Origin of the sequence: Pseudonocardia adelaidensis (assembly GCF_039543345.1) — a bacterium.
In the GTDB taxonomy this organism is placed as follows: domain Bacteria; phylum Actinomycetota; class Actinomycetes; order Mycobacteriales; family Pseudonocardiaceae; genus Pseudonocardia; species Pseudonocardia adelaidensis.
Genome location: NZ_BAABJO010000007.1, coordinates 126859 through 149939 on the forward strand (window position 1 = coordinate 126859; position 23081 = coordinate 149939).

The 23081-nt window shown below is 73.1% G+C and carries 17 protein-coding genes and 1 pseudogene; 4 read left to right on the plus strand and 14 right to left on the minus strand.

Translation table 11 applies throughout. From position 1 onward, the window contains the following. Positions 1 to 18: 18 nt before the first annotated feature. The 5 genes from ABEA81_RS11230 to ABEA81_RS11250 form a co-directional block, all read right to left on the minus strand. Positions 19 to 1800, minus strand: a complete 1782-nt coding sequence (locus tag ABEA81_RS11230) for a helix-turn-helix domain-containing protein (RefSeq protein WP_345604896.1) — start codon at positions 1798 to 1800, stop codon at positions 19 to 21. A gap of 39 nt (positions 1801 to 1839) precedes the next feature. Further along, the gene (locus ABEA81_RS11235; RefSeq protein WP_345605054.1) at positions 1840 to 3120 is read right to left on the minus strand and encodes an MFS transporter; all 1281 of its coding nucleotides are present in this window, start codon (positions 3118 to 3120) and stop codon (positions 1840 to 1842) included. Positions 3121 to 3190: 70 nt separating this feature from the next. Further along, positions 3191 to 3952 carry a 3-hydroxybutyrate dehydrogenase gene (locus ABEA81_RS11240; RefSeq protein ID WP_345604897.1) on the minus strand — a complete coding sequence of 254 codons (762 nt, stop codon included), beginning with the start codon at positions 3950 to 3952 and terminating at the stop codon, positions 3191 to 3193. A 320-nt stretch (positions 3953 to 4272) separates the two neighbouring features. Then, positions 4273 to 4581, minus strand: a complete 309-nt coding sequence (locus ABEA81_RS11245) for a hypothetical protein (RefSeq protein WP_345604898.1) — start codon at positions 4579 to 4581, stop codon at positions 4273 to 4275. A 94-nt stretch (positions 4582 to 4675) separates the two neighbouring features. Continuing rightward, on the minus strand, positions 4676 to 5137 hold the full coding sequence (locus tag ABEA81_RS11250; protein WP_345604899.1) for a MarR family winged helix-turn-helix transcriptional regulator: 462 nt from the start codon (positions 5135 to 5137) through the stop codon (positions 4676 to 4678). A 73-nt stretch (positions 5138 to 5210) separates the two neighbouring features. On the opposite strand from ABEA81_RS11250, the gene ABEA81_RS11255 reads away from it, so the two are divergent. Beyond that, a complete protein-coding gene (locus ABEA81_RS11255) occupies positions 5211 to 6038 on the plus strand; it encodes an LLM class flavin-dependent oxidoreductase (RefSeq protein ID WP_345604900.1) in 828 nt (275 codons plus the stop codon). Here ABEA81_RS11255 and ABEA81_RS11260 read toward each other — a convergent pair. Then, positions 5969 to 8194 carry a UvrD-helicase domain-containing protein gene (locus ABEA81_RS11260; RefSeq protein ID WP_345605055.1) on the minus strand — a complete coding sequence of 742 codons (2226 nt, stop codon included), beginning with the start codon at positions 8192 to 8194 and terminating at the stop codon, positions 5969 to 5971. The genes ABEA81_RS11255 and ABEA81_RS11260 overlap by 70 nt on opposite strands. A gap of 183 nt (positions 8195 to 8377) precedes the next feature. Here ABEA81_RS11260 and ABEA81_RS11265 point away from each other — a divergent pair, with 183 nt between their 5' ends. Then, entirely contained in the window at positions 8378 to 8812 is a 435-nt protein-coding gene (locus ABEA81_RS11265; RefSeq protein ID WP_345604901.1) for a hypothetical protein, read from the plus strand. Positions 8813 to 8818: 6 nt separating this feature from the next. On the opposite strand, the gene ABEA81_RS11270 is transcribed toward ABEA81_RS11265, so the two are convergent. Both ABEA81_RS11270 and ABEA81_RS11275 read right to left on the minus strand, forming a co-directional pair. Continuing rightward, the gene (locus ABEA81_RS11270) at positions 8819 to 9406 is read right to left on the minus strand and encodes an RNA polymerase sigma factor (protein WP_345604902.1); all 588 of its coding nucleotides are present in this window, start codon (positions 9404 to 9406) and stop codon (positions 8819 to 8821) included. A 67-nt stretch (positions 9407 to 9473) separates the two neighbouring features. Then, entirely contained in the window at positions 9474 to 12395 is a 2922-nt protein-coding gene (locus ABEA81_RS11275; RefSeq protein WP_345604903.1) for a BTAD domain-containing putative transcriptional regulator, read from the minus strand. A 172-nt stretch (positions 12396 to 12567) separates the two neighbouring features. Between ABEA81_RS11275 and ABEA81_RS11280 the strand changes: the two genes are divergently transcribed. Continuing rightward, on the plus strand, positions 12568 to 15708 hold the full coding sequence (locus ABEA81_RS11280) for a hypothetical protein (RefSeq protein WP_345604904.1): 3141 nt from the start codon (positions 12568 to 12570) through the stop codon (positions 15706 to 15708). 178 nt (positions 15709 to 15886) lie between these two features. Here the strand turns inward: ABEA81_RS11280 and mmsB are convergent, their stop codons facing one another. The 3 genes from mmsB to chvE all read right to left on the minus strand — a co-directional run bounded on the left by mmsB (position 15887) and on the right by chvE (position 19897). Beyond that, on the minus strand, positions 15887 to 17131 hold the full coding sequence (gene mmsB, locus ABEA81_RS11285; RefSeq protein WP_345604905.1) for a multiple monosaccharide ABC transporter permease: 1245 nt from the start codon (positions 17129 to 17131) through the stop codon (positions 15887 to 15889). Beyond that, the gene (gene mmsA / locus ABEA81_RS11290; RefSeq protein ID WP_345604906.1) at positions 17128 to 18666 is read right to left on the minus strand and encodes a multiple monosaccharide ABC transporter ATP-binding protein; all 1539 of its coding nucleotides are present in this window, start codon (positions 18664 to 18666) and stop codon (positions 17128 to 17130) included. Before mmsA ends, mmsB begins: the two co-directional genes overlap by 4 nt. A 94-nt stretch (positions 18667 to 18760) precedes the next feature. Further along, the gene (gene chvE, locus ABEA81_RS11295; protein ID WP_425570523.1) at positions 18761 to 19897 is read right to left on the minus strand and encodes a multiple monosaccharide ABC transporter substrate-binding protein; all 1137 of its coding nucleotides are present in this window, start codon (positions 19895 to 19897) and stop codon (positions 18761 to 18763) included. Between the two features lie 310 nt (positions 19898 to 20207). Here chvE and ABEA81_RS42600 point away from each other — a divergent pair. Then, positions 20208 to 20639 (plus strand): annotated as a pseudogene (locus tag ABEA81_RS42600) (DedA family protein); the annotation flags it as partial. 171 nt (positions 20640 to 20810) lie between these two features. Here ABEA81_RS42600 and ABEA81_RS42605 read toward each other — a convergent pair. From ABEA81_RS42605 to ABEA81_RS11310, 3 genes are all read right to left on the minus strand, one after another. Continuing rightward, complete coding sequence (locus tag ABEA81_RS42605) at positions 20811 to 21245, minus strand: TA system VapC family ribonuclease toxin (protein WP_425570524.1); 435 nt, start codon at positions 21243 to 21245, stop codon at positions 20811 to 20813. Further along, positions 21242 to 21484: a type II toxin-antitoxin system VapB family antitoxin gene (locus ABEA81_RS11305; RefSeq protein ID WP_345604909.1), complete on the minus strand. Its 243-nt coding sequence runs from the start codon at positions 21482 to 21484 to the stop codon at positions 21242 to 21244. Before ABEA81_RS11305 ends, ABEA81_RS42605 begins: the two co-directional genes overlap by 4 nt. Before the next feature lie 142 nt (positions 21485 to 21626). Then, complete coding sequence (locus ABEA81_RS11310) at positions 21627 to 23081, minus strand: glutamate synthase subunit beta (RefSeq protein ID WP_345604910.1); 1455 nt, start codon at positions 23079 to 23081, stop codon at positions 21627 to 21629.

Below are 23081 nucleotides of genomic sequence, written 5' to 3' on the forward strand. Positions count from 1 at the left end.
CGATCGCCGGACCCGGCCTCAGCCCCCGCGCAGCCGGCGCAGCCGGAGGGCCAACTGCAGTTCCAGGGCGCGGTCGGGCGTGTGCCAGTCGTCGCCGAGCAGCGCCGCCACCCGTTCGAGGCGCTGGGCCACCGTGTTCACGTGGACGTGGAGCGCGCCGGCCGCGCGGGTGGGGCTCGCGCCGGCGGCGAAGTAGGCCTCCAGGGTGGCCAGCAGGTCCGTGCCGCGGCGGGCGTCGTGGGCCGCGACCGGGCCGAGCACGCGTTCCACGTACCCCTCGACGTCCGCGGCGTCGCCGGTGACCAGCCCGGCGAAGCCGAGGTCGCGGGCGGAGCCCGCGGACAGGCCCAGCGCGGCGAGGGCGTCCGCGGTGCGCCGGGCGTCGGCGAACGCGTCGCGCAGACCCGCTGCGGGCACGACGGGGCCCGCCGCGCCCACCGCGCCGGCGTCGCGCCCCGGGCGTCGGGCCAGGTCGTCGGCCACGACGGAGGGGTCGCGCCCCGGTACGACGGCGACCGCCCACCCGTCGTGCCGGCCCGCGAGCCCGTTCCCGAGGCCACGACCGCCCCGGCGCACCGCGACGACGTGCGGCGTGCGCAGCCGCAGCCCGAGCAGCCTGCCGCGCTCGACGAACGCCGGGTCCACCTCGCCCGCCGGGCGGGCCAGCAGGTCGGCGAGCAGGTCGGTGCGCACCCGCTGGTCGGCCTCGGCCTCACGCAGCCGGAACAGCAGTACCAGCGCCGTCACCATCGCCGCCCGCTCGACCGTGCGGACCTGCCCGTCGTCGAGCGCGGCACGGCCGCCGAGCACGAGGGTGCCCAGGCGCTGGCCGACCGCGCGCACCGCCACCGCGGACGCTCCGTCGGCACCCACCAGCCGGGCCGCGTCCACGGCCCGCCGTACCGCCGGGAGCTCCGCCAGGCCGTCGGGCACCGGGCCGTGGGCCGCGAGCCGCTGGTCGTCGACGTCCAGCACCGCCACCCAGCAGCCCAGCAGCTCGCCGAGGGTGGCGGCGATGTCGTCGACCCCGCCGCCGGAGAGCACGACCCCGGCGAACCGGTCGTGCGCCGCGGCGGCCTGTTCGATCCCGGCGTGCGCGTCCGACAGGGCCGCGAGCGCGTCCGCCGTCTCCGCCGCGCGGCGCACCTGCACGAGCGTGACGGCGGCGAGCGCGGCGAGCGAGCCGAGCAACGCCACCTCGGTGCGGGCGAACGGGCGCCGCGTGCGGTGCGCGGCGAACAGCACGCCGACGAACTCCCGGCCGACCAGCAGCGGCGTGCCGCAGATCGCGACGATCCCCTCCTCGTCCACGGCCGCGTCGATCTCGGTGGTGTGGTCGTAGCGGGCGTCGGACGGGTAGTCGGCGGTCCAGTGCGGCCGCCGCGTCTGCGCCACGAGGCCGCCGAGGCCGGCGCCGAGCGGCAGCCGCAGGGTCTGGAACCGGCCGGAGATCGACCCGTCGGTGGCGCGCATGAACGTGTCGCCGCGCTCCGGGTCGGCCAGCGTCAGGTACGCGACGTCGGCGCCGAGCAGGCTGCGGGCGCGCCGCACGATCGTGTCGAGCACGCCGCCCGGATCCGGGAGGGACGCGAGGTCGCGGGCGATGTCGACGAGCGCGGACAGCTCCGTCTCGCGGCGCCGGTGCGCGTCGATCCCGGCCCGGACGCGCAGGGCGAGCTCCCGCGCGACCGCGCCGGTCTCCGGGTCGGCCGCCGCGAGCACCCGCGCCTGCTCCTCGATGCGCTCGGCGGGCACGTCCTGGGCGAGCAGGCGCAGCAGCTCCAGCGCGGTGCGCGACACGGCGGTGATGATGCCATCGGCCGCCGTGGCGCCCACCGATCAGCGGGCGGGTGCGATCGCGTGGTCCTCGGCGAGGTCGCGGTGGCGGGTTTCTCCGTAGGTCGCGACCGCCGCGATCGTGAGCAGCGCGCTGAGCGCCACGTAGACCGCCACCGCGTACCCGCTGTCGAACGAGGTGTAGAGCGCCACGGCGATGATCGGTGCCAGCCCGCCGGCCACGACGGAGGCGAGCTGGTAGCCGACCGAGGTGCCCGAGTAGCGGACCTTCGTGCCGAAGAGCTCCGACAGGAACGCCGCCTGCGGACCGTACATCGCGGCGTGGAAGACGAGGCCGCCGATCACGGCGAGCGTGGTGAGGGCGAAGTTGCCGGTGTCGATGAGCGCGATGAACGCGAAGGCCCACACCCCGACGCCCGCGGCGCCGATCAGGTAGACCGGCTTGCGGCCGAAGCGGTCGGACAGCGCTCCCCAGATGGGGATGACGACCAGGTGCACCGCGGTGCCGATGAGGACCGCACCGAGCACGAAGGAGCTGGACAGCCCGAGCCGCTTCGTCATGTAGGTCGTGATGACGATCGTGAAGATGTAGTACGAGACGTTCTCGACGAACCGCGCGCCCATCGCCGTGAAGACCTCGCGCGGGTAGCGGCGGAACACGTCGACGATCGGGACGACCTCCCGCTCGCCGGCGGCCGCGCGCTCGGCGGCCCGGGCCTGCGCCTCCCGGAAGACCGGCGACTCCTCGATCGACAGCCGGATGTAGAGGCCGATCAGCACGAGCACCGCGGAGAGCAGGAACGGGATCCGCCACCCCCACGACTGGAAGGCCGCCTCGCTCTGCACCGCGGCGAGCAGGAACAGCAGCGCGTTGGCGATCAGCTGGCCGACCGGCACGCCGGCCTGCGGCCAGCTCGCCCAGTAGCCGCGCCGCGCCGGGTCGCCGTGCTCGGAGACGATGAGCACGGCCCCGCCCCACTCCCCGCCGATCGCGAAGCCCTGCACGAGGCGCAGGACCACCAGCAGCAGCGGCGCCGCCAGGCCGATCGTGGCGTACCCGGGCAGCAGGCCGATCGCGAACGTGGCGGCCCCCATCGCGACCAGGCTGATCACCAGCAGCTTCTTGCGCCCGATCTTGTCGCCGTAGTGGCCGAAGACCAGGCCGCCGAGCGGCCGCGCGATGAACCCGATCGCGAACGTGCCGAGCGCGAGCAGGGTGCCGACCGCGGGGTCGTCCGACGGGAAGAAGACCGCGGGGAACACGACGGCCGCCGCGACCCCGTAGAGGAAGAAGTCGTACCACTCGACGGCCGTGCCGGCCATGCTGGCCGCCACGACCCTGATGATGCTGGTGCGGGACTGTCGATCGGTGACCACGGTGTCTCCGTTTCCTTCAGTGGGCGGTCCAGCCGCCGTCCATCGACAGCGACGTTCCGGTGATCGACGCCGACGCCGGCCCGTAGAGCACGGCGGCCAGCTCGGCAACCTCGTCCGGTTCCACGAGCCGTTTCACGGCGGCGGGCGCGAGCATCACCCGCTCCACCACGGCGCCGGGATCGATGCCGTGGATGCGGGCCTGGTCGGCGATCTGCCGCTCGACGAGCGGCGTGCGTACGTAGGCGGGATCGATGCAGTTGCTCGTGACGCCGTGTTCCGCGCCTTCGAGCGCGATGACCTTGGACAGGCCCTCGAGGCCGTGCTTCGCGGTCACGTACGCCGACTTGAACGGGCTGGCGCGCAGCCCGTGCACGCTCGAGATGTTGACGACCCGGCCCCAGCCGCGGGCGTACATGTGCGGCAGCGCGCGGCGCGCCAGCCGGAACGGCGCCTCCAGCATCACGCGCAGGATCAGCGAGAACCGCTCGGGATCGAACTCGTGGATCGGGGCGACGTGTTGCAGCCCGGCGTTGTTGACCAGCACGTCGACGTCGGCGGGCAGCGCGTCGACGGCCGCGAGGTCGGACAGGTCGCACGGCACGGGCTCGACGGCCGCGTCCCGCGCGAGGCCTGCGAGTCCGGCCTCGTCCCGGTCGACGGCGAGCACCTGCGCCCCATCGGCGGCGAGGCGCCGGGCCAATGCGGCCCCGATGCCCGACGCCGCACCGGTGACGAGCGCGCGGCGCCCGGCCAGCGGCGGTGCCGCGGCGGTGGTCATGCCGCTGGACGGTACGGCGGCGGCGGCCGTTCCACCCTGTGTTCGGGCCCCATCGATCGTCGGGTCGTATGGGTGCAGGCCACATCAACATGACCGATTCCCGATCCGGTGCGGCGCGCCCACGGCAGCGTTTCATGGTCAGGTCGACGACGTGGGTCTTCGACCGTGGACCAGCACCCGTGGTGTCGACCTGGTCATGCGCGGGCCTGATCACGCGTCGGGGTTGCGGCCCGTGACCGCCTTCCGGTGACCACGGGCAGATGGTTGCTACCGGAGATCGGCTGACGACCACCTCGCCGTGATCGCGCTGAACACCCGGCTCAGATCGGAGACCGCCTGCGTCGCGCGCGCAGTGCGTCCCCGGCCCTGCGGAGCGTCCTCTCCGGCCCGGTGTTCCCGGTGAGGATCTTCGCCGCCTGCCCGTACAGGTCCAGGGCCATCGCCCCGAGGGGAATTCCCAGGGGCAGCAGCAGAATGGTGGCGCACAGCAGCGCCGCAACGACCAGCAATACCGTCGCCAGCACCGCGAGGACCAGGGCCAGTACTCCGCGCAGGACGGCGGAGACCAGGCCGACCACGGCACCGAGCAGCCCCGACACGAGGCCGGTCAGGCCTCCTAGCAGCCCCATCGCCATCTCCTCGGCTCGAAGGGCTTCGAAACGCCGTGACTACCCGTCCGTGGGATGTCGGCAAACGGGGCGCCGCCGTGCGGGAGCGGTACCGCTACACGGTGCGGTAGCCGGGGTGGATGCCGGGACGCAGGCCCTGGTCGGCGGCGATGCGGGAGAGGAAGGTGCGCAGCGTCTCGCGTTCGGAGCTGTCGAGGCTGCGGCAGAGCGCGTCGTCGTGCTCACGGCCGATGGTCGCGATCTTGCCGAGCGCGGCCTGGCCGGCGTCGGTGATGTGCAGCGCGTGGAGGCGTCGGTCGGTCGGGTTGCGCCTGCGCTCGACGAGCCCGCGGTCGGCGAGCGCGTCGACCAGGCCCACGAGCCGGCTCGGCGGCATGCCCAGCACGTGGGCCACGGCCTGCTGGCTCTGCCCCGGCGACGCGGCGATGAGCCCGAGCAGGCCGATCTGCGGGGGCGTGAGGTCGAGCTCGGCCACGCGCTCGGCGAAGCGGGCGGCGGCGTGCGCGCCGACCGCGGCGAGCAGGAAGGCCGATCCGGGCGGGTTCTCCAGTGCCACGGGGTAGACCGTACAGCGCTAGAACGGTACTCTCCAAGTAATCGTTCAGATTTGTAATCGTTCTGGAGGGGTCATGTCGGACCACAAGTTCCGCTTCGGGGTGGTGGTGACGCCGGAGGGCGGCGGCACGCAGTGGGCGGCCACGGCGAAACGGGTGGAGGAGCTCGGCTACTCCACCCTGCTGATGCCCGACGGGCTGCAGCTGCTGTCCCCGTTCCCCTCGCTCGCCGTGGCGGCCTGTGCAACCACCACGCTGCGCGTGGGCGCGTTCGTGCTGGCCGGTCCGTTGCGGTCCCCGCGGGCCGCGGCCTGGGAGGGGCACTCGCTCTCGGTGCTCACCGAGGGTCGCTTCGACTTCGGCATCGGGACCGGGCGCCCGGAGGCGCAGCGGTTCGCCGAGGCCCTGGGCAGGCCGTGGGGCTCGGCGGGGGAGCGGCTGCGTGGGGTGGCCGAGTCGATCGAGCACCTGCGCGAGCTCGACGGTGACCGCCACACCCCGGTGCTGGTGGCGGCCGGAGGCCCGAAGGCGCTCGCGCTGGCGGCGTGCACCGCCGACATCGTGACGCTCGCCGCGCCACCGCTCGCCGGACGCGACCACCTCGCGGGCATGGCCGCCACGCTCCGCGACGCCGCGGGCGAGCGGGCGGGCGACATCGAGATCTCGATGAACCTGTTCGCCGTGGGCGACGACGAGATCCCGCCGTGGACCCAGAAGTTCATCGGTGCGGACCGGGCCACCCTCGCCGCCCACGACTCACAGACCCTCGTGGGCGGCACGCCCGCCGAGATGGCCGACGAGCTGCGGCGTCGCCGGGACGAGTACGGCCTGTCCTACGTCAGCGTCAACGGCTCGTTCCTCGAGCAGTTCGCCCCGGTCGTGGAGCTCCTCGCCGGGACCTGATGCCCGCGGCGGGGTACGAGCCGGTGCAGCGACGCCGGCAGCCGCTCGCTGTGCAGCACGCCGAGCCGCTGGGTGGCCCGGGTGAGCGCCACGTAGAGGTCCGCAGCGTCCATCCGCTGCGGCTCGACGAGCAGGACGGTGTCGAACTCGAGGCCCTTGGCCTCCCGCGGGGTGAGCACGGTGGCCCCCGGTACGTCCGGGAACGGGCTCGGCGCGATCACCGCCACCGACCCGTCGCCGTCGACCTCCTCGCGCACGGCGGCCTCGAGCTCGTCCGGCTGCACGCGCCGCGCCCACGGCCGCACGCCGGTGCTGCGTGCGGCCTCCGGTGGGGTGGCGCCCGGGGCGTGCGCGGCCAGCACGTCGGCGGCCACCGCCATGATCTCGGCGGGCGTGCGGTAGCCGACGGTGAGCACGCGATGGGTCCAGCGCCCCGGCGCGTGCCGGTCCAGCGCCGCGGCCCACGAACGGGCCCCGGCCGCCGACCGGCGCTGGGCGAGGTCGCCGACCACGGTGAACGAGCGGGTGGGGCAGCGGCGCACCAGCACGCGCCAGTCCATGTCCGACAGCTCCTGCGCCTCGTCGACCACGACGTGCCCGTACACCCACTCCCGGTCGGCGGCGGCCCGCTCGGCGATCGTGCGGTGGTCGACCTCCTCCTGCCGCTCGGCGAGCAGGTCCGCGCCGACCAGGTCGGCGGCCCGGATCTCGTCGTCGTCCGCCGGTTCGGTGTCGAGCAACCGCAGGACGTCCGCCGCGTAGCCCAGGCCCTCGGCGGCGCGGCGCCTCGCTCGTACCCGGCGGGACCGGGCCGCGGCCTGCGGACCCAACAGCTCGGCCGCCTCGTCGAGCAGCGGCACGTCCGCCACCGTCCAGTCCGCGCCGTCCGCGCGGGAGAGCACCGCCCGGTCGGCGGGCGGCAGCGCGGCCGCCGCCACGGCGAGGCGCTCCGGTGAGGTGAACAGGTCCGCGAGCAGCCGCTGCGGCGTGAGCTCCGGCCACAGCGCGTCCACGGCGGCGTGCAGCTGTGGGCTCCCGCCCAGCTCGGCCCGTGCATCCGCCCGGAGGTCGGCGGCCAGCTCGGGGACCTCGCGCGGCGCGAGCCAGCCTGCGCCGATCCGGTCGACGGCCTGCTCGGCGAGCGCGTCGAGCACGGCAGCGGCGAAGACCGGACGGGCCTCGTTGTGCCGCAGGCCGCCGGCGACGGCCCGTTCGCGGGCCGCCGCCGCGAGCTCCGCGGTGATCTCGACCGTGACGTCGTCCAGCTCGACCGCAATCGGTTCGGCCGGCACCTCCTGCCGGTCGGCCACGGCCGCGGCGAGCACGTCGACCATCGCGAGGGATCCCTTCACGCGCGCCGCGTCCGGGTCGTCCTCCCGGCCGGTGGCGAGGCCGGGCAGCAGCTCGCCCGGCGTCGCGAACACGACGTCGGTCTCCCCGAGCGAGGGCAGCACGGCCGAGATGTACTCGAGGAACCGCGGGTGCGGACCGAGCACCAGCACGCCGCGCCGGGCCAGCTGCGGATGCGTGTAGAGCAGGTAGGCCACGCGGTGCAGTGCCACGGCCGTCTTCCCGGTGCCCGGACCGCCCTCGATGACGGTGGGCCCGGTGTGCCCGAGCCGGATGATCTCGTCCTGCTCGGCCTGGATCGTGGCGACGATGTCGCGCATCGGTCCGGTGCGCGGCGCGTCGAGGGCGGCGAGCAGTGCGGCGTCCGCGCCCGCCGAGCCGTCCGCTCCCTCCCGGCTGAGCACGTCGTCGTGCGCGTCCAGCACGGCCCGCCCCCGGGTGCGGAAGTGCCGCCTGCGCACGAGGCCCTCGGGACGCGCGGCCGTCGCCGTGTAGAACGCGCGTGCGGCGGGCGCCCGCCAGTCGATCAGCATCGGCTCCAGGTCCTCGTCGAGGAGGCCGAGCCTGCCCACGAACGTCCGGGTGCCGTCGACGGCGTCGGTGCGGCCGAAGCACAGCCCGTCGCCGCCGGCGCGCAACCGGCCCAGCCGCATGGTCTGCACGCGCACCGCGACCTCCCGCAGCGCGCGCTCGCCCGGCGAGCTCCCCGACCCCCGCTGGGCGGCCACCAGCTCGCGCTCCGCGGCGGCCCGCTCGGCGTCGAAACGGTCGTACAGGAGGGCGATGTGGCGCCGGTCGTCATCCACGCTCGACAATTCCCGAACTCCTCTGGTAGAATTGTTTGAGAAGCGCGAAAGCCGCTATTCAGTGGCAAGCGCAATCTTCATTTCTACCAGATGATTCCGGGTCCCGGGTGGGGATTTCCCCCGTTCCGGCACGGGGGTTCGCCGGGCAGCCCGGAGCGACTGGTGCGGCGAACACTCCAGTGCATGACCTCCGCCGCCGTCCGCAGCGCGCCGCCCACCGTCCAGCTCTCGGTGCTGCTCTGGCTCGGCGCCATCGGCGCCGGGGCCGCCGAGGCGCTCCTCCACCTGCTGTTCCCCGAGCCGCCCACCGCGGGCCAGCTCGCCGCGCGCTTCGGGCTCTACGCGGTGCTCGCCGCACTGGTGCTCGCGCTGCGCACCGGGCGCAACGCCGTCCGGTGGACGGTGGCCGTGCTGCTCGGCGGGTTCGGCACGCTCTCGCTCGTGATCGAACCGATCTCCTGGCTGCTCGCCGGTGGATCGCCCGGCCTCTTCATCGTGACGGCCGACGCGCTCGCGTTCGCCGCGGCCGGCCTGCGCATCGCGCACATCGTCGCGGTGATCTCGGCAATGGCGCTGATGTTCGGCGCGGCCGCGAACGCGTGGTTCCGCGGCCGCTGAGCTGGGTCAGCTCGCGACGACGTCCTGACCCACCCGCGCGAGCCCGCACCGCAGGGTCTGCAGCGCCCGCTGCCGGGTGGGCCCGATGCTGCCGATCGGCAGCCCCATCAGGCGGGACACCTCGGCGTAGTTGGGCTCAGGTGTCGAGAACAGCACGCTGACCAGCGCGCGCGGCTTCACCGGCAGCTCGGTCACCGCGTGGGCGACGGCGCGGCGGGCCTCCTCGGCAAGCACCACCGCCTCCGGGCCGGGGTCCTGCACGACGAGCTGGTCCTCCGCCATCGCCGTCGGCGCTTCCCGGCGTGACCGGGCCAGCAGCGCGAGGCACTCGCGGCGGGCGACCGTGGTGAGCCAGCCGCCGAGGCTGTCGGGGTCGCGCACCGTGTGGAGCCGCTCGAGCGCGCGCAGCCAGGTGTTCTGGACCGCGTCGGCGAAGTCCGCCTCCTGGAGCCGGTAGGAGCCGACGACGGCGCGCACGAGGCCTTCGTACCGCGCCGCGAGCTCCCGCCACGCGCCGGGCTGCCGGTCGCACGCGTCCCTGACCAGCTGGGCGGTGCTCGGCGGCGTGGGCGCGCCGGGATCGGGGCTGACCATGGCTGCCTCCCCAGTGCCTGCGGGAGTACACCGTCACTTCTCGCGCTTGCAGCGGCCTTGCAATGGACTAGACCGTGTCGCTCCCGAACACGCGAGCCGCGTCGGCCTCGACGCGGGCCCGCTCGGCGGGGTCGCCCTCCAGGCGGTGCCCGGCGACCTCGAGGATCGTGCTCATCAGCTTCCGAGCCCGGATGCGATGCCCGTCCGCCGCGAGCGCGACGGCGAGCCGCCTGCCGGCCAGCAGCGTGCTCGCGTGCTCGGGGCCGAGCGCCGTGCGGAAGATCCGGCGCGCCCGCGCCTGTGCCTCGACCGCGTCGCTCCCGCGGCCCGCGTCGGCGTAGGCGAGGCCGAGGTTCGTGAGGGTCATCGCCACCCGCGAGTCGTCGGTGCCGAGCACCCGCTCCAGGAGCCGCACGGCGCGCAGGTGCACCGCGACCGCCTCGCCCGCGCGGCCCGAGAGCCGCAGCGCGTAGCCGAGCTTGTCCAGGGTCTGGGCGGTGTCGGGGTGGTCGGGGCCGCAGACGCGCGTGAAGACGTCGAGCGCGGTGCGCTGGAGCGCCGCCGCCTCCTCCAGGTTGCCGGTGTCCTGCTCGACCAGGCCGAGCCCCGCGCTGGCGTGAGCCCAGTCCCGGCCGTCGCGCCGGCCCTGGCTCTCCAGCAGTCCCCGTCCCGCCCGCAGCGCCTCGCCCGCCGGCCCGAGCCTGCCCGCGGCCCACAGCGTGTACCCGAGGTCGGTCAGCACCGGCGGCACGAGGTCGTCCCTCCCCGCCTTCTGCAGAGCAAGCAGCGCGCGCTCGTGGGCCTCGATGGCGGCGAGCGCGTCGTCGGCGCAGTTCAGGACGTGGCCGAGGCGGTTGTAGGCGTGCGCGAGCACGACGTCGTCGGGATCGAGGGTCGAGTCGAGGATCTGCACGGCGCGCCGGTGCAGGTCGAGGGCCGGCGCGAGGTGTCCGGCGGCGTCGAGCACCTCGCCGAGCCGGCACACGAGCCGGCCGTGCAGCACGGTGTCGCCCGACCCCTCCAGCAGCCGCAACGCCGCCTCCAGCACGCGCTGCGCGGCCGGGTAGAGCGCACGTGCCGCCTGCCGGTGCGCCAGCTCGGCCAGCGCCTCCACCAGCCCGTCGGGCACGGTGGCGAGCTCCTCGGCGTGCGCGGCGATGCACACCAGGTGCGCGGCGACGTCGTCGGTGTCCACTCCCGTGCACGCCCGGGCGGCCTCGACGAGCCGGTGCCGCCGGACGCCGGTCGGCAACCGGGCCCGGACCACGTCCTGCACCAGCCGGTGCATCCGCACGACGCCTGCGTCGCGGTCGACCAGCGACAGCCGCAGCAGCTCCGCGAGGGCGTCGTGCAGGTCGAGCTCGTCGGCGAACACCTCGGGGCCGAGCCTGCGCAGCGTCGCGACGCCGATCGCGTCCGGGGCGAGGAACGCCATCGCCTCGAGGAGCCCGGCCGCACGGGGCGACCGCTGGTGCAGCCGGTCGAAGGCGAGCCCCCACGTCGTGGCGACCGTCGGCCGGGAGTCGAGCGGATCGCGCAGCAGCAGGCTCTCCCGCCGCTCGCGGAACAGCTCGACGTAGTCGGGCACGGACATCCCGGTCTGCTCGATGTAGGCGCACGCCTGCTCGAGCGCGAGCGGCAGGTCCCCGAGCTGCTCGGCGAGCGTGTCCGCCTCGCCTGCGGCGTCGCCGGTGCGGTCCACCACGTAGCGCACCGACTCCGCCCTGTTCAGCGGGGGCACGGTGACCGGACGGGCGAGCCGCCGCCACGCCGGGTTGTGCGAGGTGATCACGACGTCCCCGTGCCGGGCGGCGGGCAGGAACGGCTCCAGCAGCGCGGGGTCGTCGGCGTTGTCGAACACGAGCACCCAGCCCGGCGCCCGGTCGAGCTCGGCCCACAGCGCCGCGTGGGTGTCCTCTCCGCGCTCGAACGCGGCGATGCCCAGCGCCGCCGCGAGGTCGGCCAGCCCGGTGGCGGTCCCGGCCGGATCCTCGGCCGCGATCCACCACGCGACGCGGCCCGCGCGGCGCCTGCGGTGCGCCAGCTCCAACGCCAGCTCGGTCTTCCCGACGCCCGCCAGGCCGACCAGCGCCACCGCCCGCGGGCGGCGCTCGTCGTCGTCCAGGCCACCGCCGAGCCGGGTGAGCACGTCCTCCCGCCCCGCGAACGAACGGTTCCGCGGTGGCAGGTTGGTCGGGAGCACCGCGGAGACGGCCGAGGGGAGTAGCTCCTGGGCCAGCACGGCCGCGTGCACCCGGCGCAGCTCGGGGGTCGGGTCGACGCCGAGCTGCTCGGCGAGCGTGTGCCGGCAGCACTCGAACGCCGCCAGCGCATCGGCCTGGCGCCCGGCCGCGTACAGGGCCCTGACCAGCCGGACCGCCACCGACTCGCGCAGCGGGTCCCGCTCGGCCAGCTCCTGCAGGAGCGCGACGTCGTCGGCCGACCGCCCGCAGCGGGCATGCGCGTCGGCCAGCGCTTCCGCGGCGAGCACCCGCAGCTCCTCCCACCTCGTCGCGAGGGGGGCCAGGAAATGCGCCTCGCGCATCGGGCCGAACGCGTCCGGGCCGCGCCACCGGGCGAGCGCCACCTCGAGGATGGCCGCCGCCGCGTCGTCCGCCCCGCGGGCGAGCGCCGCCCGGCCACGGGACACGTCGTCGGCGAACAGGTCGGCATCGACCGTGACGACGCCGCGGTCGAGCTGGTACCGCCCGGCCAGCCTCGGGATCGCCGCGCCGCCCAGCAGCCTGCGCAACCGGGAGACGTAGGCGTGCACGGAGGCCAGCGTGGAGTCGGCGGACCGCTCGCCCCAGACGTCGTCCACGATCTGCTCGGCGGAGACCGTCTCGTCGCGCCCGGACAGGATGCGGGCGAGCACCGCCTTCTGCCGCGGGCCACCGAGAGCGACGAGCCCGTCATCGACGGTGACCGCGAAGTCGCCGAGAACGTGCAGCACCACTCCCGGGTCCCGGTTCCTCGCGCCGTAGGTCACGCTTCGCCACTCCTCGGTGCAGGACGGGTGCAGGACTCGGAATCCCGCGGAGAAGCGTTGCCGCCGAGGCGAGCCCACGTCAATGACGTGCAGCTCATGGCCCCGCCCCGTAACGGACCGGACACGAGGCGCGAGCGACCGGTCGGGGTCGCTCGTCGAGGGGGAGTCGCAAATGAACGCCGGGATCGTCCACTTCACGCCCGATGCCTATCCGCGGCTCCTCGCCGGGCCCGAAGGCGTCCTGGACGTCCTGCTCCCGTTCCGCATCGAGACCCACGTGCCGAACGCCCCGATCGCCGCGTACCGGCTGCAGGTGGAGGTGGACGGGCGACCGTGGTCCACCCGGGCCCGGATGCGGCACATCCGCGAGGGCTTCGCCGACTGGCTGCGCCACCAGATGCGGACCCAGGGCCGGTTCCGCTTCGAGCACCTGCCCTACTACGTCGGGCTCGACGAGGCGCTGCGGACCGGACGCACGCAGTACCTGGAGGCCAGGCTGCCCGCGGTGCCTGCGGGCGCCCGGATCACCTACTCGCTCGAGGTGACCTTCTCGCAGGGGGAGCAGGTCCGATCCGCCACCTACCGCACGGTCGCGGTGGCCCCCGGCTTCACGCGCGACGACATCCGGCGCATCTTCATCCCCCAGCCGGGCGCCGCGCTCGACGCGTGGGTGCTCTACCACCGGCGCACCCCCGAGCGCGACGAGATCCGCGTCGACGTCGTGGACCTGTTCGCCCACCGGCAGGACCGGCCCGACCTCGCGGTGCGGATCGGCGACCGGCTGTTCGACCTGCGCGAGCCGCAGCCCGACCCGCTGCCGCTGGTCGACCTCTCCGCCGACTCGGTCACGATGGCCGTGCCGCGCAGCGGGGACGACCTGCCACCGGTGGTCGTCACCCACCACGGCAGGGACGTGGAGGTCGACCTGGCCGAGCGCGCGGAGGTCGGGACCGCCCGCATCGTGTTCGTCAACTTCGCGATCCAGGGCCTCAACGACCTGTTCGCCACCGCCGACGACGACTACCCGACGCCGCGCACGTACGCGCAGGTCACGATGCGAGATCCGGCCGCGAGCTACAGCAGCCGCCCGGGCAGCAGGGAGAGCAACACCGGTGACGGGTACGCGTTCACCCTGGACGCGCACCGCCACTACGGCATCCCGCAGATGTGGGCGATGAACGGCGGGCTGCTCGACCTCCTCGCCCACGACTGCCCCGAGGACCTCGAGCGGATGCGCCAGGACGTCTGCGACGGGCTGCTCGTGCCGGTCGTCGCCGGGTTCGGGGCGCACCGGCTGCCCTACTACACGGCGGCGACGAACCTCGACGCGATCACGCTCGGCTCCGACGCGATGCGCGCGATCCTCGGTGCGACCCGGCCGGTCTACTACCCCGACTCGCGGATCGTCACCGACCGGCCCAACGTCGTGCAGGCGCTGCAGAAGGCAGGCGTGCAGTTCCTCGTCGTCGACGGGGGGCACCGCGAGAACGGCGAGGAGGACACCGCGACGGTCGTCCGCAACGCCGGCCCGCCGATGGGCCGGGAGACCGACGGCCGGTGGGTGAGCTGGCAGTACCTGTGGCGCGACCGCGCGAGCGGCCTCAAGGTGCTGTTCATCGATCCGGAGATGAAGGACAAGCTGCTCGGGGCCGACGACCGCGACGCCGACCGCGGCAAGGTGGCCTACGATCTGCGCCGGAAGTTCATCGAGCTCGCCGCGCAGCCGCAGCTGCGGCGCGGCAACCTGCTCGTCTACTCCGACGACGCCGACAAGGCCAGCGGCAACGGCTGGTTCGACGGTGTCTACAACGGCAACGAGCTGCAGTTCAACCACAAGTACCAGGCAGCCCTGTCCTGGCTCGCCGCCCACCCGTGGGTGCAGGTGGTCACCACCGACGATCTCGGCGACGCCGACTGCGTCGGCGACCTCGACCTGGTGCGCGCGTCGGACCCGTACATCGAGCAGGAGTGGCGGCTGCACCTGCCGATCGTGGCCGGTCACGACTTCGGGCTGGCGTTCGACACCTGGTACACCGCGTGGGCCCGGACCCGGGCCGCGTGGCTCGGGGAGGACCTCGAGACGGTCTCGAAGCGGGCCGAGCGGGCCATCTCGTCCTGCCCGGCCGACTGCCGCAACCAGCTGTTCGACATCGCCCGGCTGTACTTCACGCTCAACCTGCACGAGTCGCAGTGGTCCAAGCGCGCCAGGGTGCCGGAGAACGACCAGGGCGGCACCGAGCCCGAGGACTTCGTGACCGCGGAGTCCCTGCAGCTGCGCAACGCGCACGTCTACCTCGCCGCCGCGGTGTGGGCGGCATGGGCGCAGCGCGGGCCCGAGGGCGCCTTCCGGGACGCCGGTCCCGTCGTCCACCGGGTGGCGCAGCTGGAGGACCTCGTCGATCGCGACGCGACCCCGCCGTGGCGCCGGGTGCGTGGGCTGCACTGGGACCACGACCCGCTGCCCGGCGTCGTGCTCTACAACGCGCAGGCGCTGGTGGTGCTCGACCGCAACGGCGGCCGGATCACCCACCTGTTCTGCCTGGCCGACGGCCGTCCGTACTCGGTGAGCGGGACGTGCAAGGCGTACCAGTTCCTCGACATGGACTGGTCGTCCGACAGCGGCGTGCAGTGCGACGGCATCGTGCTGCAGAACACCGTGTGGACGCCGAACCACGGGTACGTCGCCTGCGACGTCGACGCGAGCCGGGGCACCACCGGCACCAGCCCGGCGGGCGACACCGCGTTCGACTGGTACTACCCGGACAACTTCAACGCCTACGACGAGGTCGCCGGTGCCGATCCGGTGGCCGTCACGTTCGAGTACGGCGAGGGCGACCCGCCCGACGCCGCGCCGGACGACCTCGAGGACCTGGATGCCCGGCTCGCGGAGGACCACCGGGCGAAGCGCGCAGGCGAGCGCGGCGTGGTGCTGCACGACGTCGAGGCGTTCGGCCGGTTCCGCAAGACGGTGCGCCTGGACGGCCGGGTCGTGCACGTGTCCTACACCGGCACCCTGCCGGGCCACCGGGTCGCGAACGAGTTCTGCGTGGACCTGTGGGCGGCCGCGATGCAGGGGAGCCGGCAGGCCGCCGTGGTGGCAGCGGACGGCCGCAGCGCCGAGGTCGTGAACGAGGCCGGGCTCGCCGTCCGGCTGGAGCTCGGGCATGGCTGCGAGTTCTCCGCCGCCGTCCGCGCCCCGCACGACCCGCCGACCGTGGAGACGCTGCGCCTGCACCGGGTGATGACCGACGACCTGGAGATCGTGGCGCCGGACGGCCGGGACTTCGACTACCGGATCGTCCTGCCGGGGTAGGGCTTCGGCAGTCCGCCGCGCTGACGGGCATTCGGCTCGCGCCACAGCGCCGCCGTAGACATCAGCGCAGGCAGGACCAGGTCGTCGCGCAGCTCACTCGCGCCCGGGAACGCACGACGTAGACGTGACCGGGGTCGAGCGCCGCCGAAACCCCGCTCACGTCTACGCCGAACCTCCCTCAGCGGGCCGAGCCCGCCCGGCGCTTGTTGTAGATGTCGAACGCCACCGCGAGCAGCAGCACGATGCCCTTGACCGCGGACTGGATGGGCTGCTCGATGCCCATGAGCTGCATGCCGTTGCTCATGACCGCCATGATCAGACCGCCGACCACGGCGCCGACGACGGTGCCGACGCCGCCGGTGACGGCCGCGCCGCCGATGAACGCCGCCGCGATCGCGTCGAGCTCGAACATGTTGCCCGCGCCCGGCTGGGCGCCGTTGGAGCGGGAGGAGAAGATGATCCCCGCGACGGCGGACAGGACGCCCATGTTGACGAAGATCCAGAAGTTGACGGCCCGGACCTTGACGCCGGAGAGCGTCGCGGCCGACAGGTTGCCGCCGATCGCGTAGACCTGCCGCCCGAACACCGAGCGCCGCGTGACGACGCCGTACGCGAGCACGAGGACGCCGAGGATGATCAGGACGACGGGCAGGCCGCGCGCGTTGGCCAGCTGCCAGGCGAAGTACATGACGACCACGCCGACCAGCACGACCCGGGCGACGAACAGCGGGAAGGACTCGACAGGCTGCTGGTAGGTGATCCGGGCCAGGCGGGTGCGAAAGCCGCTCACCGCGTAGCCCGCCACCCCGAGGGCGCCGATCACCAGCGTGAACACGTCGTAGCCGGGGCCGCCGAAGAGGCCGTTGAGGAAGCCGGTGGCCACCTCCTGGTACTCCGCGGGGAACGGGGAGAGCGAGATGTTGCCCAGCACCTGCTGGGTGAGGCCGCGGAAGAGCAGCATGCCGGCGAGGGTCACGATGAACGCCGGGATCCCGACGTAGGCCACCCAGAACCCCTGCCAGGCGCCGATCACCACGCCGACGGCGATCGCGGCGAGGATCCCGACCCACCACGGCATGCCCTGCTGGATGACCAGGACCGCCGAGACCGCGCCGGTGAGCGCGACCACCGACCCGACGGAGAGGTCGATGTGGCCGGCGATGATCACGATGACCATGCCGATCGCCAGCACCAGGATGTAGGAGTACTGGAGGATGATGTTCGTGATGTTGATCGGGCTGAGCGACACGCCGTCGGTCAGGATCGCGAACAGGGCGACGATGGCCACGAACGCCACGTAGATGCCGCTCTGCCGCATGTTGCGGGTGAGCAGCTCGCGGACGTTGCTGGTGCCGGTGTGCAGCGCTGCCGCCGTGGTGGCGCCCTCGGGCGCCTTCTCCTCCGGGGGTGCGGTCCTGGTCATGCCGCCGACTCCCTCTCCCTGGTCATGAGGGTCATCAGGTTCTCCTGGGTCGCTTCGCCCACCGGCACCTCACCGGTGATCCGGCCCGCGGACAGCGTGTAGATGCGGTCGCAGGTGCCGAGCAGCTCGGGCAGCTCGGACGAGATCACGACCACGGCCTTCCCCGCCGCGACGAGCCGGTTGATGATGGTGTAGATCTCGTACTTGGCGCCGACGTCGATACCGCGGGTGGGCTCGTCGAGGATCAGCACGTCGGGGTCGGTGAACAGCCACTTGGACAGCACGACCTTCTGCTGGTTCCCGCCGGAGAGCTTGCCCACCACGCTCATGACGCTGGGCGCCTTGATGTTGAGGTTGCGGCGGCTCTCCTCGGCGACCTTGATCTCCTCGTTGCCGTTGACCCAGCCGCGCGAGGAGAGCTTGCCGAGCGCGGCGGCCGAGACGTTGCGCCGGATGTCCTCGATGAGGTTGAGGCCGTAGCGCTTGCGGTCCTCGGTGGCGTAGGCGATGCCGTTCTCGATCGCCTCGGCGACGGTGCGCGCGCGCACCTGCTTGCCGTGCATGAAAATCCGCCCGGAGATGTTGCGCCCGTACGACCGTCCGAAGATGCTCATCGCGAGCTCGGTGCGCCCGGCGCCCATGAGCCCGGCGATCCCGACGACCTCGCCCGCCCGGGCGGTGAAGCTCACCCCCTCCACGACGGTGCGTTCCTGCGTGGGGTGCCAGACCGTCCAGTCCTCTACGCGCAGCACCTCCTCGCCGGGGCTCGACTCCCGCTCGGGGTAGAAGCTCTCGAGGTCGCGGCCGACCATCCCGCGGATGATCCGCTCCTGCGTGGCGTCCGGATCGGCCATGTCCATCGTCTCGACGGTGCGGCCGTCGCGGATGACGGTGGTGCGGTCGGCGATGCTGACGATCTCGTTGAGCTTGTGCGAGATCATGATCGACGTGATGCCGCGCTCCTTGAGGGCGCGCAGCAGGTCGAGCAGGTGGGCGGAGTCGTTGTCGTTCAGCGCGGCGGTCGGCTCGTCCAGGATGAGCAGGCGCACGTCCTTGGACAGGGCCTTGGCGATCTCCACGAGCTGCTGCTTGCCGACGCCGAGCTGTCCGACCGGCGTGACGGCGGTCTCGGCGAGGCCGACCTCGGCGAGCAGCCGGGTGGCCTCGGCGTTCGTCCGGTTCCAGTCGATGAGCCCGCCGCGGCCCCTGCGCTCGTTGCCCAGGAAGATGTTCTCGGCGATCGAGAGGTACGGCACCAGCGCGAGCTCCTGGTGGATGATCACGATGCCGACGTGCTCGCTGTCGCGGATGCCCGAGAACCGGACGGGCTCGCCGTCGTAGACGATCTCACCCTCGTAGTCACCGGTGGGGTGGACGCCGGAGAGCACCTTCATGAGCGTCGACTTGCCTGCGCCGTTCTCTCCGCAGATCGCGTGGATCTCGCCGCGCCGCACGGCGAAGTTCACGTCCGCCAGCGCGGTGACGCCGGGGAAGGTCTTGGTGATGCCGCGCATCTCCAGGATGTAGTCGTCCATGGATCTCTTCTCGGTCGAGCCGTCCCGGTCGTTCGTGGTTCGGCGGGCCCCGGCAGCATCCGCAGCCGGGGCCCGCCGCGCTCGGATTCCCGCGTCAGCCCGCCTGGCCGCTGGCGACCTCTTGGGCCGTCCAGTAGCCGGTGTCGACGAGCTCCTTCTGGATGTTGTCCTTGTAGACGGTGACGACCGGCAGGAGGTAGGACGGGACGACCTTGACGCCGTTGTCGTACGTCGTGGTGTCGTTGGCCTGCGGCTGGCTGCCGGAGAGGAAGGCCTTCGCGGCGATGACGCCCTGCTCGGCCAGCTTGCGGGTGTCCTTGAAGATGGTCGAGCTCTGCACACCGTCGGAGATGAGCTTGACCGACGCGATCTCCGCGTCCTGGCCGGTGACGATCGGCATCGGGTTCGCGCCACCGCCGGTGGTCGGGCCGTAGCCGGCGTTCTGCAGCGCGGTGATGATGCCGCGGGACAGGCCGTCGTACGGCGACAGAACGCCGTTGACCTTGCTGCCGTCGCTGTAGGCGGAGGTCAGCAGGTCCTCCATCCGCTTCTGCGCGGTCTCCTGCTGCCAGCGCAGGATGGCGGCCTGCTCGATCGCCTTCTGGCCGCTCTTGACGACGAGGGTGCCGTTGTCGAGCAGCGGCTGCAGCACCGACATCGCGCCGTTCCAGAAGTAGAAGGCGTTGTTGTCGTCGAGGGAGCCGGCGAACAGCTCGATGTTGAACGGTCCCTTGGCCGAGCCCTGGGAGCCGTCGGCGTTCTTGATGCCGAGCCCGGTCAGCAGTGCCTCGGCCTGCGCGACGCCGACCTGGAAGTTGTCGAACGTGACGTAGAAGTCGACGTTCGCGCTGTTGCGGATGAGCCGGTCGTAGGAGATGACCGGGATGTTCTGGGACTTCGCGGTCTCCAGCTGGCTGGAGAGCGCCGTCCCGTCGATCGCGGCGATGATCAGCGCGTCGGCACCCTGCGTGATCATCTGGTCGATCTGCTGCGACTGCGTCGGGATGTCGTCGTTCCCGTACTGCAGGTTGACCTGGTACCCGGCCTGCTCGAGCTGCTGCTTGACCGCGTTCCCGTCGGCGATCCAACGCTCCGAGGTCTGCGTGGGCATCGCCACGCCGACGAGCAGGTCGCCAGGCTGCTGCTGCTGGGCGTTCCCACCTGCGCCGCCGCCCCCGCCGGCACCCCCGCCGGCGCCACCGCCGGCGCAGGCCGCCAGCGCGAGCGCCATTGCGGCGCCCGCGGCGACCAATCCGAGCTTCCTGTACACGTCTCCTCCTCGAGATGCCTGCCCCGAACCGAACCTGGGTCCCGCCTGGAGCGGGCGACCCAATGTGAGCGCTAACAGGGGTTAGCGTCAACCCCTCGGGCGCACGCGGCCGTTACGGTCGGATAACGCCCCCGCAACTCCTCACCCGTCCGACGCTCCGCGTCACCGTAGTGCCCGCCGGGTGGGGACAGCCCCCGGTGCGATCGGGGTGTCTGCGGTACTGCCCCGGGAGCGCGCGCCGACCACCCTCGAAGGTGATCGAGGGGGCGGGATGGACGTCGCACTGCTGCTGCACAGCGCGTGGTTGCTGCCGGCGCTGGCGCTGCTCGTGGCGCTGGACGGGCCGTTCCCGGTGGTGCCGAGCGAGCCGCTGCTGATGACGGCGTCCGCGGTCGCCGGGGGGTGCCATGACGTGCCGATGGCGCTCGGGCTCTTCACCGCGGCGTTCGTGGGATCGGTGGCGGGCGACCACCTGCTCTTCACGCTCGGCCGCACGTCGCGCAGGCTCGCGCGCCCCGGCGGCGGCGGGATCGCCGGTTGGGTCCAGCGCAACATCGCCCGCCGGCCCGCGGTCACGATCGTCGCCGCGCGCTTCGTGCCGGCGGGGCGGCTGGTCAGCACGACCGCCGCCGGGCGGTACGGCCTGGCCCCGCACCGGTTCCTGCCCTGCTCGCTCGCCAGCTCCGCGCTGTGGGCCGGCTACATGATGGCGGTCGGCCTGGTGCTGGGCCCGCTCACGGGAGGCGATCCGGTGCGCGGGCTGGTGGCCGGCATGGCCGTGGGTGCGCTGACGGCGGGCGCCTTCGCGCTGGTCGAACGGCTGAGCCGGCCACAAGTCGATGACGAGGCCCGCAATCCGCGGCTAACGGCTCGCTCACCCGTCGGCCGGGTCGAACCAGTTGAGGCCTTCGAACCGGGCGAACCCGCGGTCGGCAGTGGCGAGGCGCCCGCCGTGCGAGAGTGTCATCGCCGCCAGCCAGGCGTCCGGCACGAGGTTGCCGCGAACCTGTCGATCGGTACGAGCGAGGCTCTCGAGCTGCGTCCACGTCGAGTCGGTGGCGGCGAGCGACCTCGTCCGGTGCCCGGTGCGAAGCGCACGGACGAAACGCAGCGCCTCGGTCGTCGGAGCGGGGTCTGCGACGATCCGCGGGTTGGTCACGATCCTCACGAAGCCCGTGAGTGCACTTTCGACGAGCCCGAGCTCGTCACCGCCCGCGACGACGCCGGCGAGCCACGCCGAGTACTCGTGATGGCGCTGGGCCTCGCGGCGGTACGCGTACACGAGGACGTTGACGTCGGGAACGATCACCGCGCACCGTCGGCGTCGAGCGCCGCCCAGAGCGCGTCCCGATCCTCCGGATCGACGAGGAAGGCGCCGTCGCGGTCGCCGTAGGCAGGCAGCGGTGCCACGCGCTGGGTGGGGATCTCCTGGGCCAGGACGGTGCGTAGTCCCTCCTCGACCAGACTCGTGAAGGTCCGACCCTCCGCCCGCGCGCGCGCCTTAGCCGCCTCGACGAGCGAGTCGGAGAGGTTCAAGGTCGTACGCATGCAGATGAGCATACGGTCCGATCTGCACGTCTGCACCCCTGTCGCCGACGGCGAGCAGGTACGAACGGCACTCCCGTACCGCTCTATCGGACGCCAACGCATGTCCTCGGTGGCATCGGAGTGCCGCTCGTACGGTCGGCGCTCAGGTGATGGGGCGGTCCGTCGGCGCGATCGGCTTCGGCAGGACGTCGCGGCCCGTCAGGTACGCATCCACCCCGGCCGCGGCGGCGCGGCCCTCCGCGATGGCCCAGACGATCAGGCTCTGGCCCCGGCCCATGTCGCCCGCCGAGAACACGCCGTCGACGCTGGTCATGAAGTCGGCGTCCCGGGCGACGTTGCCGCGCTGGTCCAGCTCCACGCCGAGGTCGGCGAGCAGCTTGCCCTTCTCGGGGCCGAGGAAGCCCATGGCCAGCAGCACGAGCTGGGCGGGGATCTCCTTCTCGGTGCCCTCCACGGGCTGGAACCGGCCATCGGCGTCGCGGGTGACCTCGACGAGCCGCAGCGCCTTCAGCCTGCCGTCCTCGTCGGCGACGAACTCGGTGGTGTTCACCGAGAACAGCCGCTCTCCGCCCTCCTCGTGGGCCGACGACACCCGGTAGACCATCGGGTAGGTCGGCCACGGCATGCCCTCGGTGCGCTTCTCCGGAGGCGTGGGCATGATCTCCAGCTGCGTGACCGAGCGGGCGCCCTGCCGGTGGGCGGTGCCGAGGCAGTCGGCCCCGGTGTCACCGCCGCCGATGATCACGACGTCCTTGCCCTCCGCGGTGATCGGCGGCGCGTCGATGTCGCCCTGCTGCACGTGGTTGGCCCACGGCAGGTACTCCATCGCCTGGTACACGCCCTCGACCTCGCGGCCCTTCGCGGGCAGGTCGCGCCACGCGGTGGCCCCGCCCGCGAGCACCACGGCGTCGTAGTCCTCCCGCAGCTGATCGGCGGTGACGTCGGTGCCGACGTCCACCGACGCGCGGAACTGCGTGCCCTCGGCCTGCATCTGCGACAGCCGCCGGTCGAGCCGGCTCTTCTCCATCTTGAACTCGGGGATGCCGTAGCGCATCAGGCCGCCGATCCGGTCGGCGCGCTCGTACACCACCACGTCGTGCCCGACGCGGGTGAGCTGCTGCGCGGCGGCGAGCCCGGCCGGCCCGGACCCGACGACGGCCACCTTCTTGCCGGTCGTCGTGGCCGGGGGCTGCGGGGCCACCCAGCCCTCCTCGAACGCGTGGTCGATGATCTGCAGCTCGACCTGCTTGATCGTGACCGCATCGCTGTTGATCGCCAGCACGCACGCCGCCTCGCACGGGGCCGGGCACAGCGTCCCGGTGAACTCCGGGAAGTTGTTGGTGGCGTGCAGCCGCTCGATCGCCTCGCGCCAGTCGTGGCGGTAGACGAGGTTGTTCCAGTCCGGGATGAGGTTGCCGAGCGGGCAGCCCTGGTGGCAGAACGGGATGCCGCAGTCCATGCAGCGGCTGGCCTGCTGTTCCAGGCGGCCGTCCGGGAACTCCTCGTAGACCTCCCGCCAGTCCATCAGCCGCAGCGGCACGGGACGGCGGGTCGGGGTCTCGCGGGGGACCTTCAGGAAGCCCTTCGGGTCAGCCAT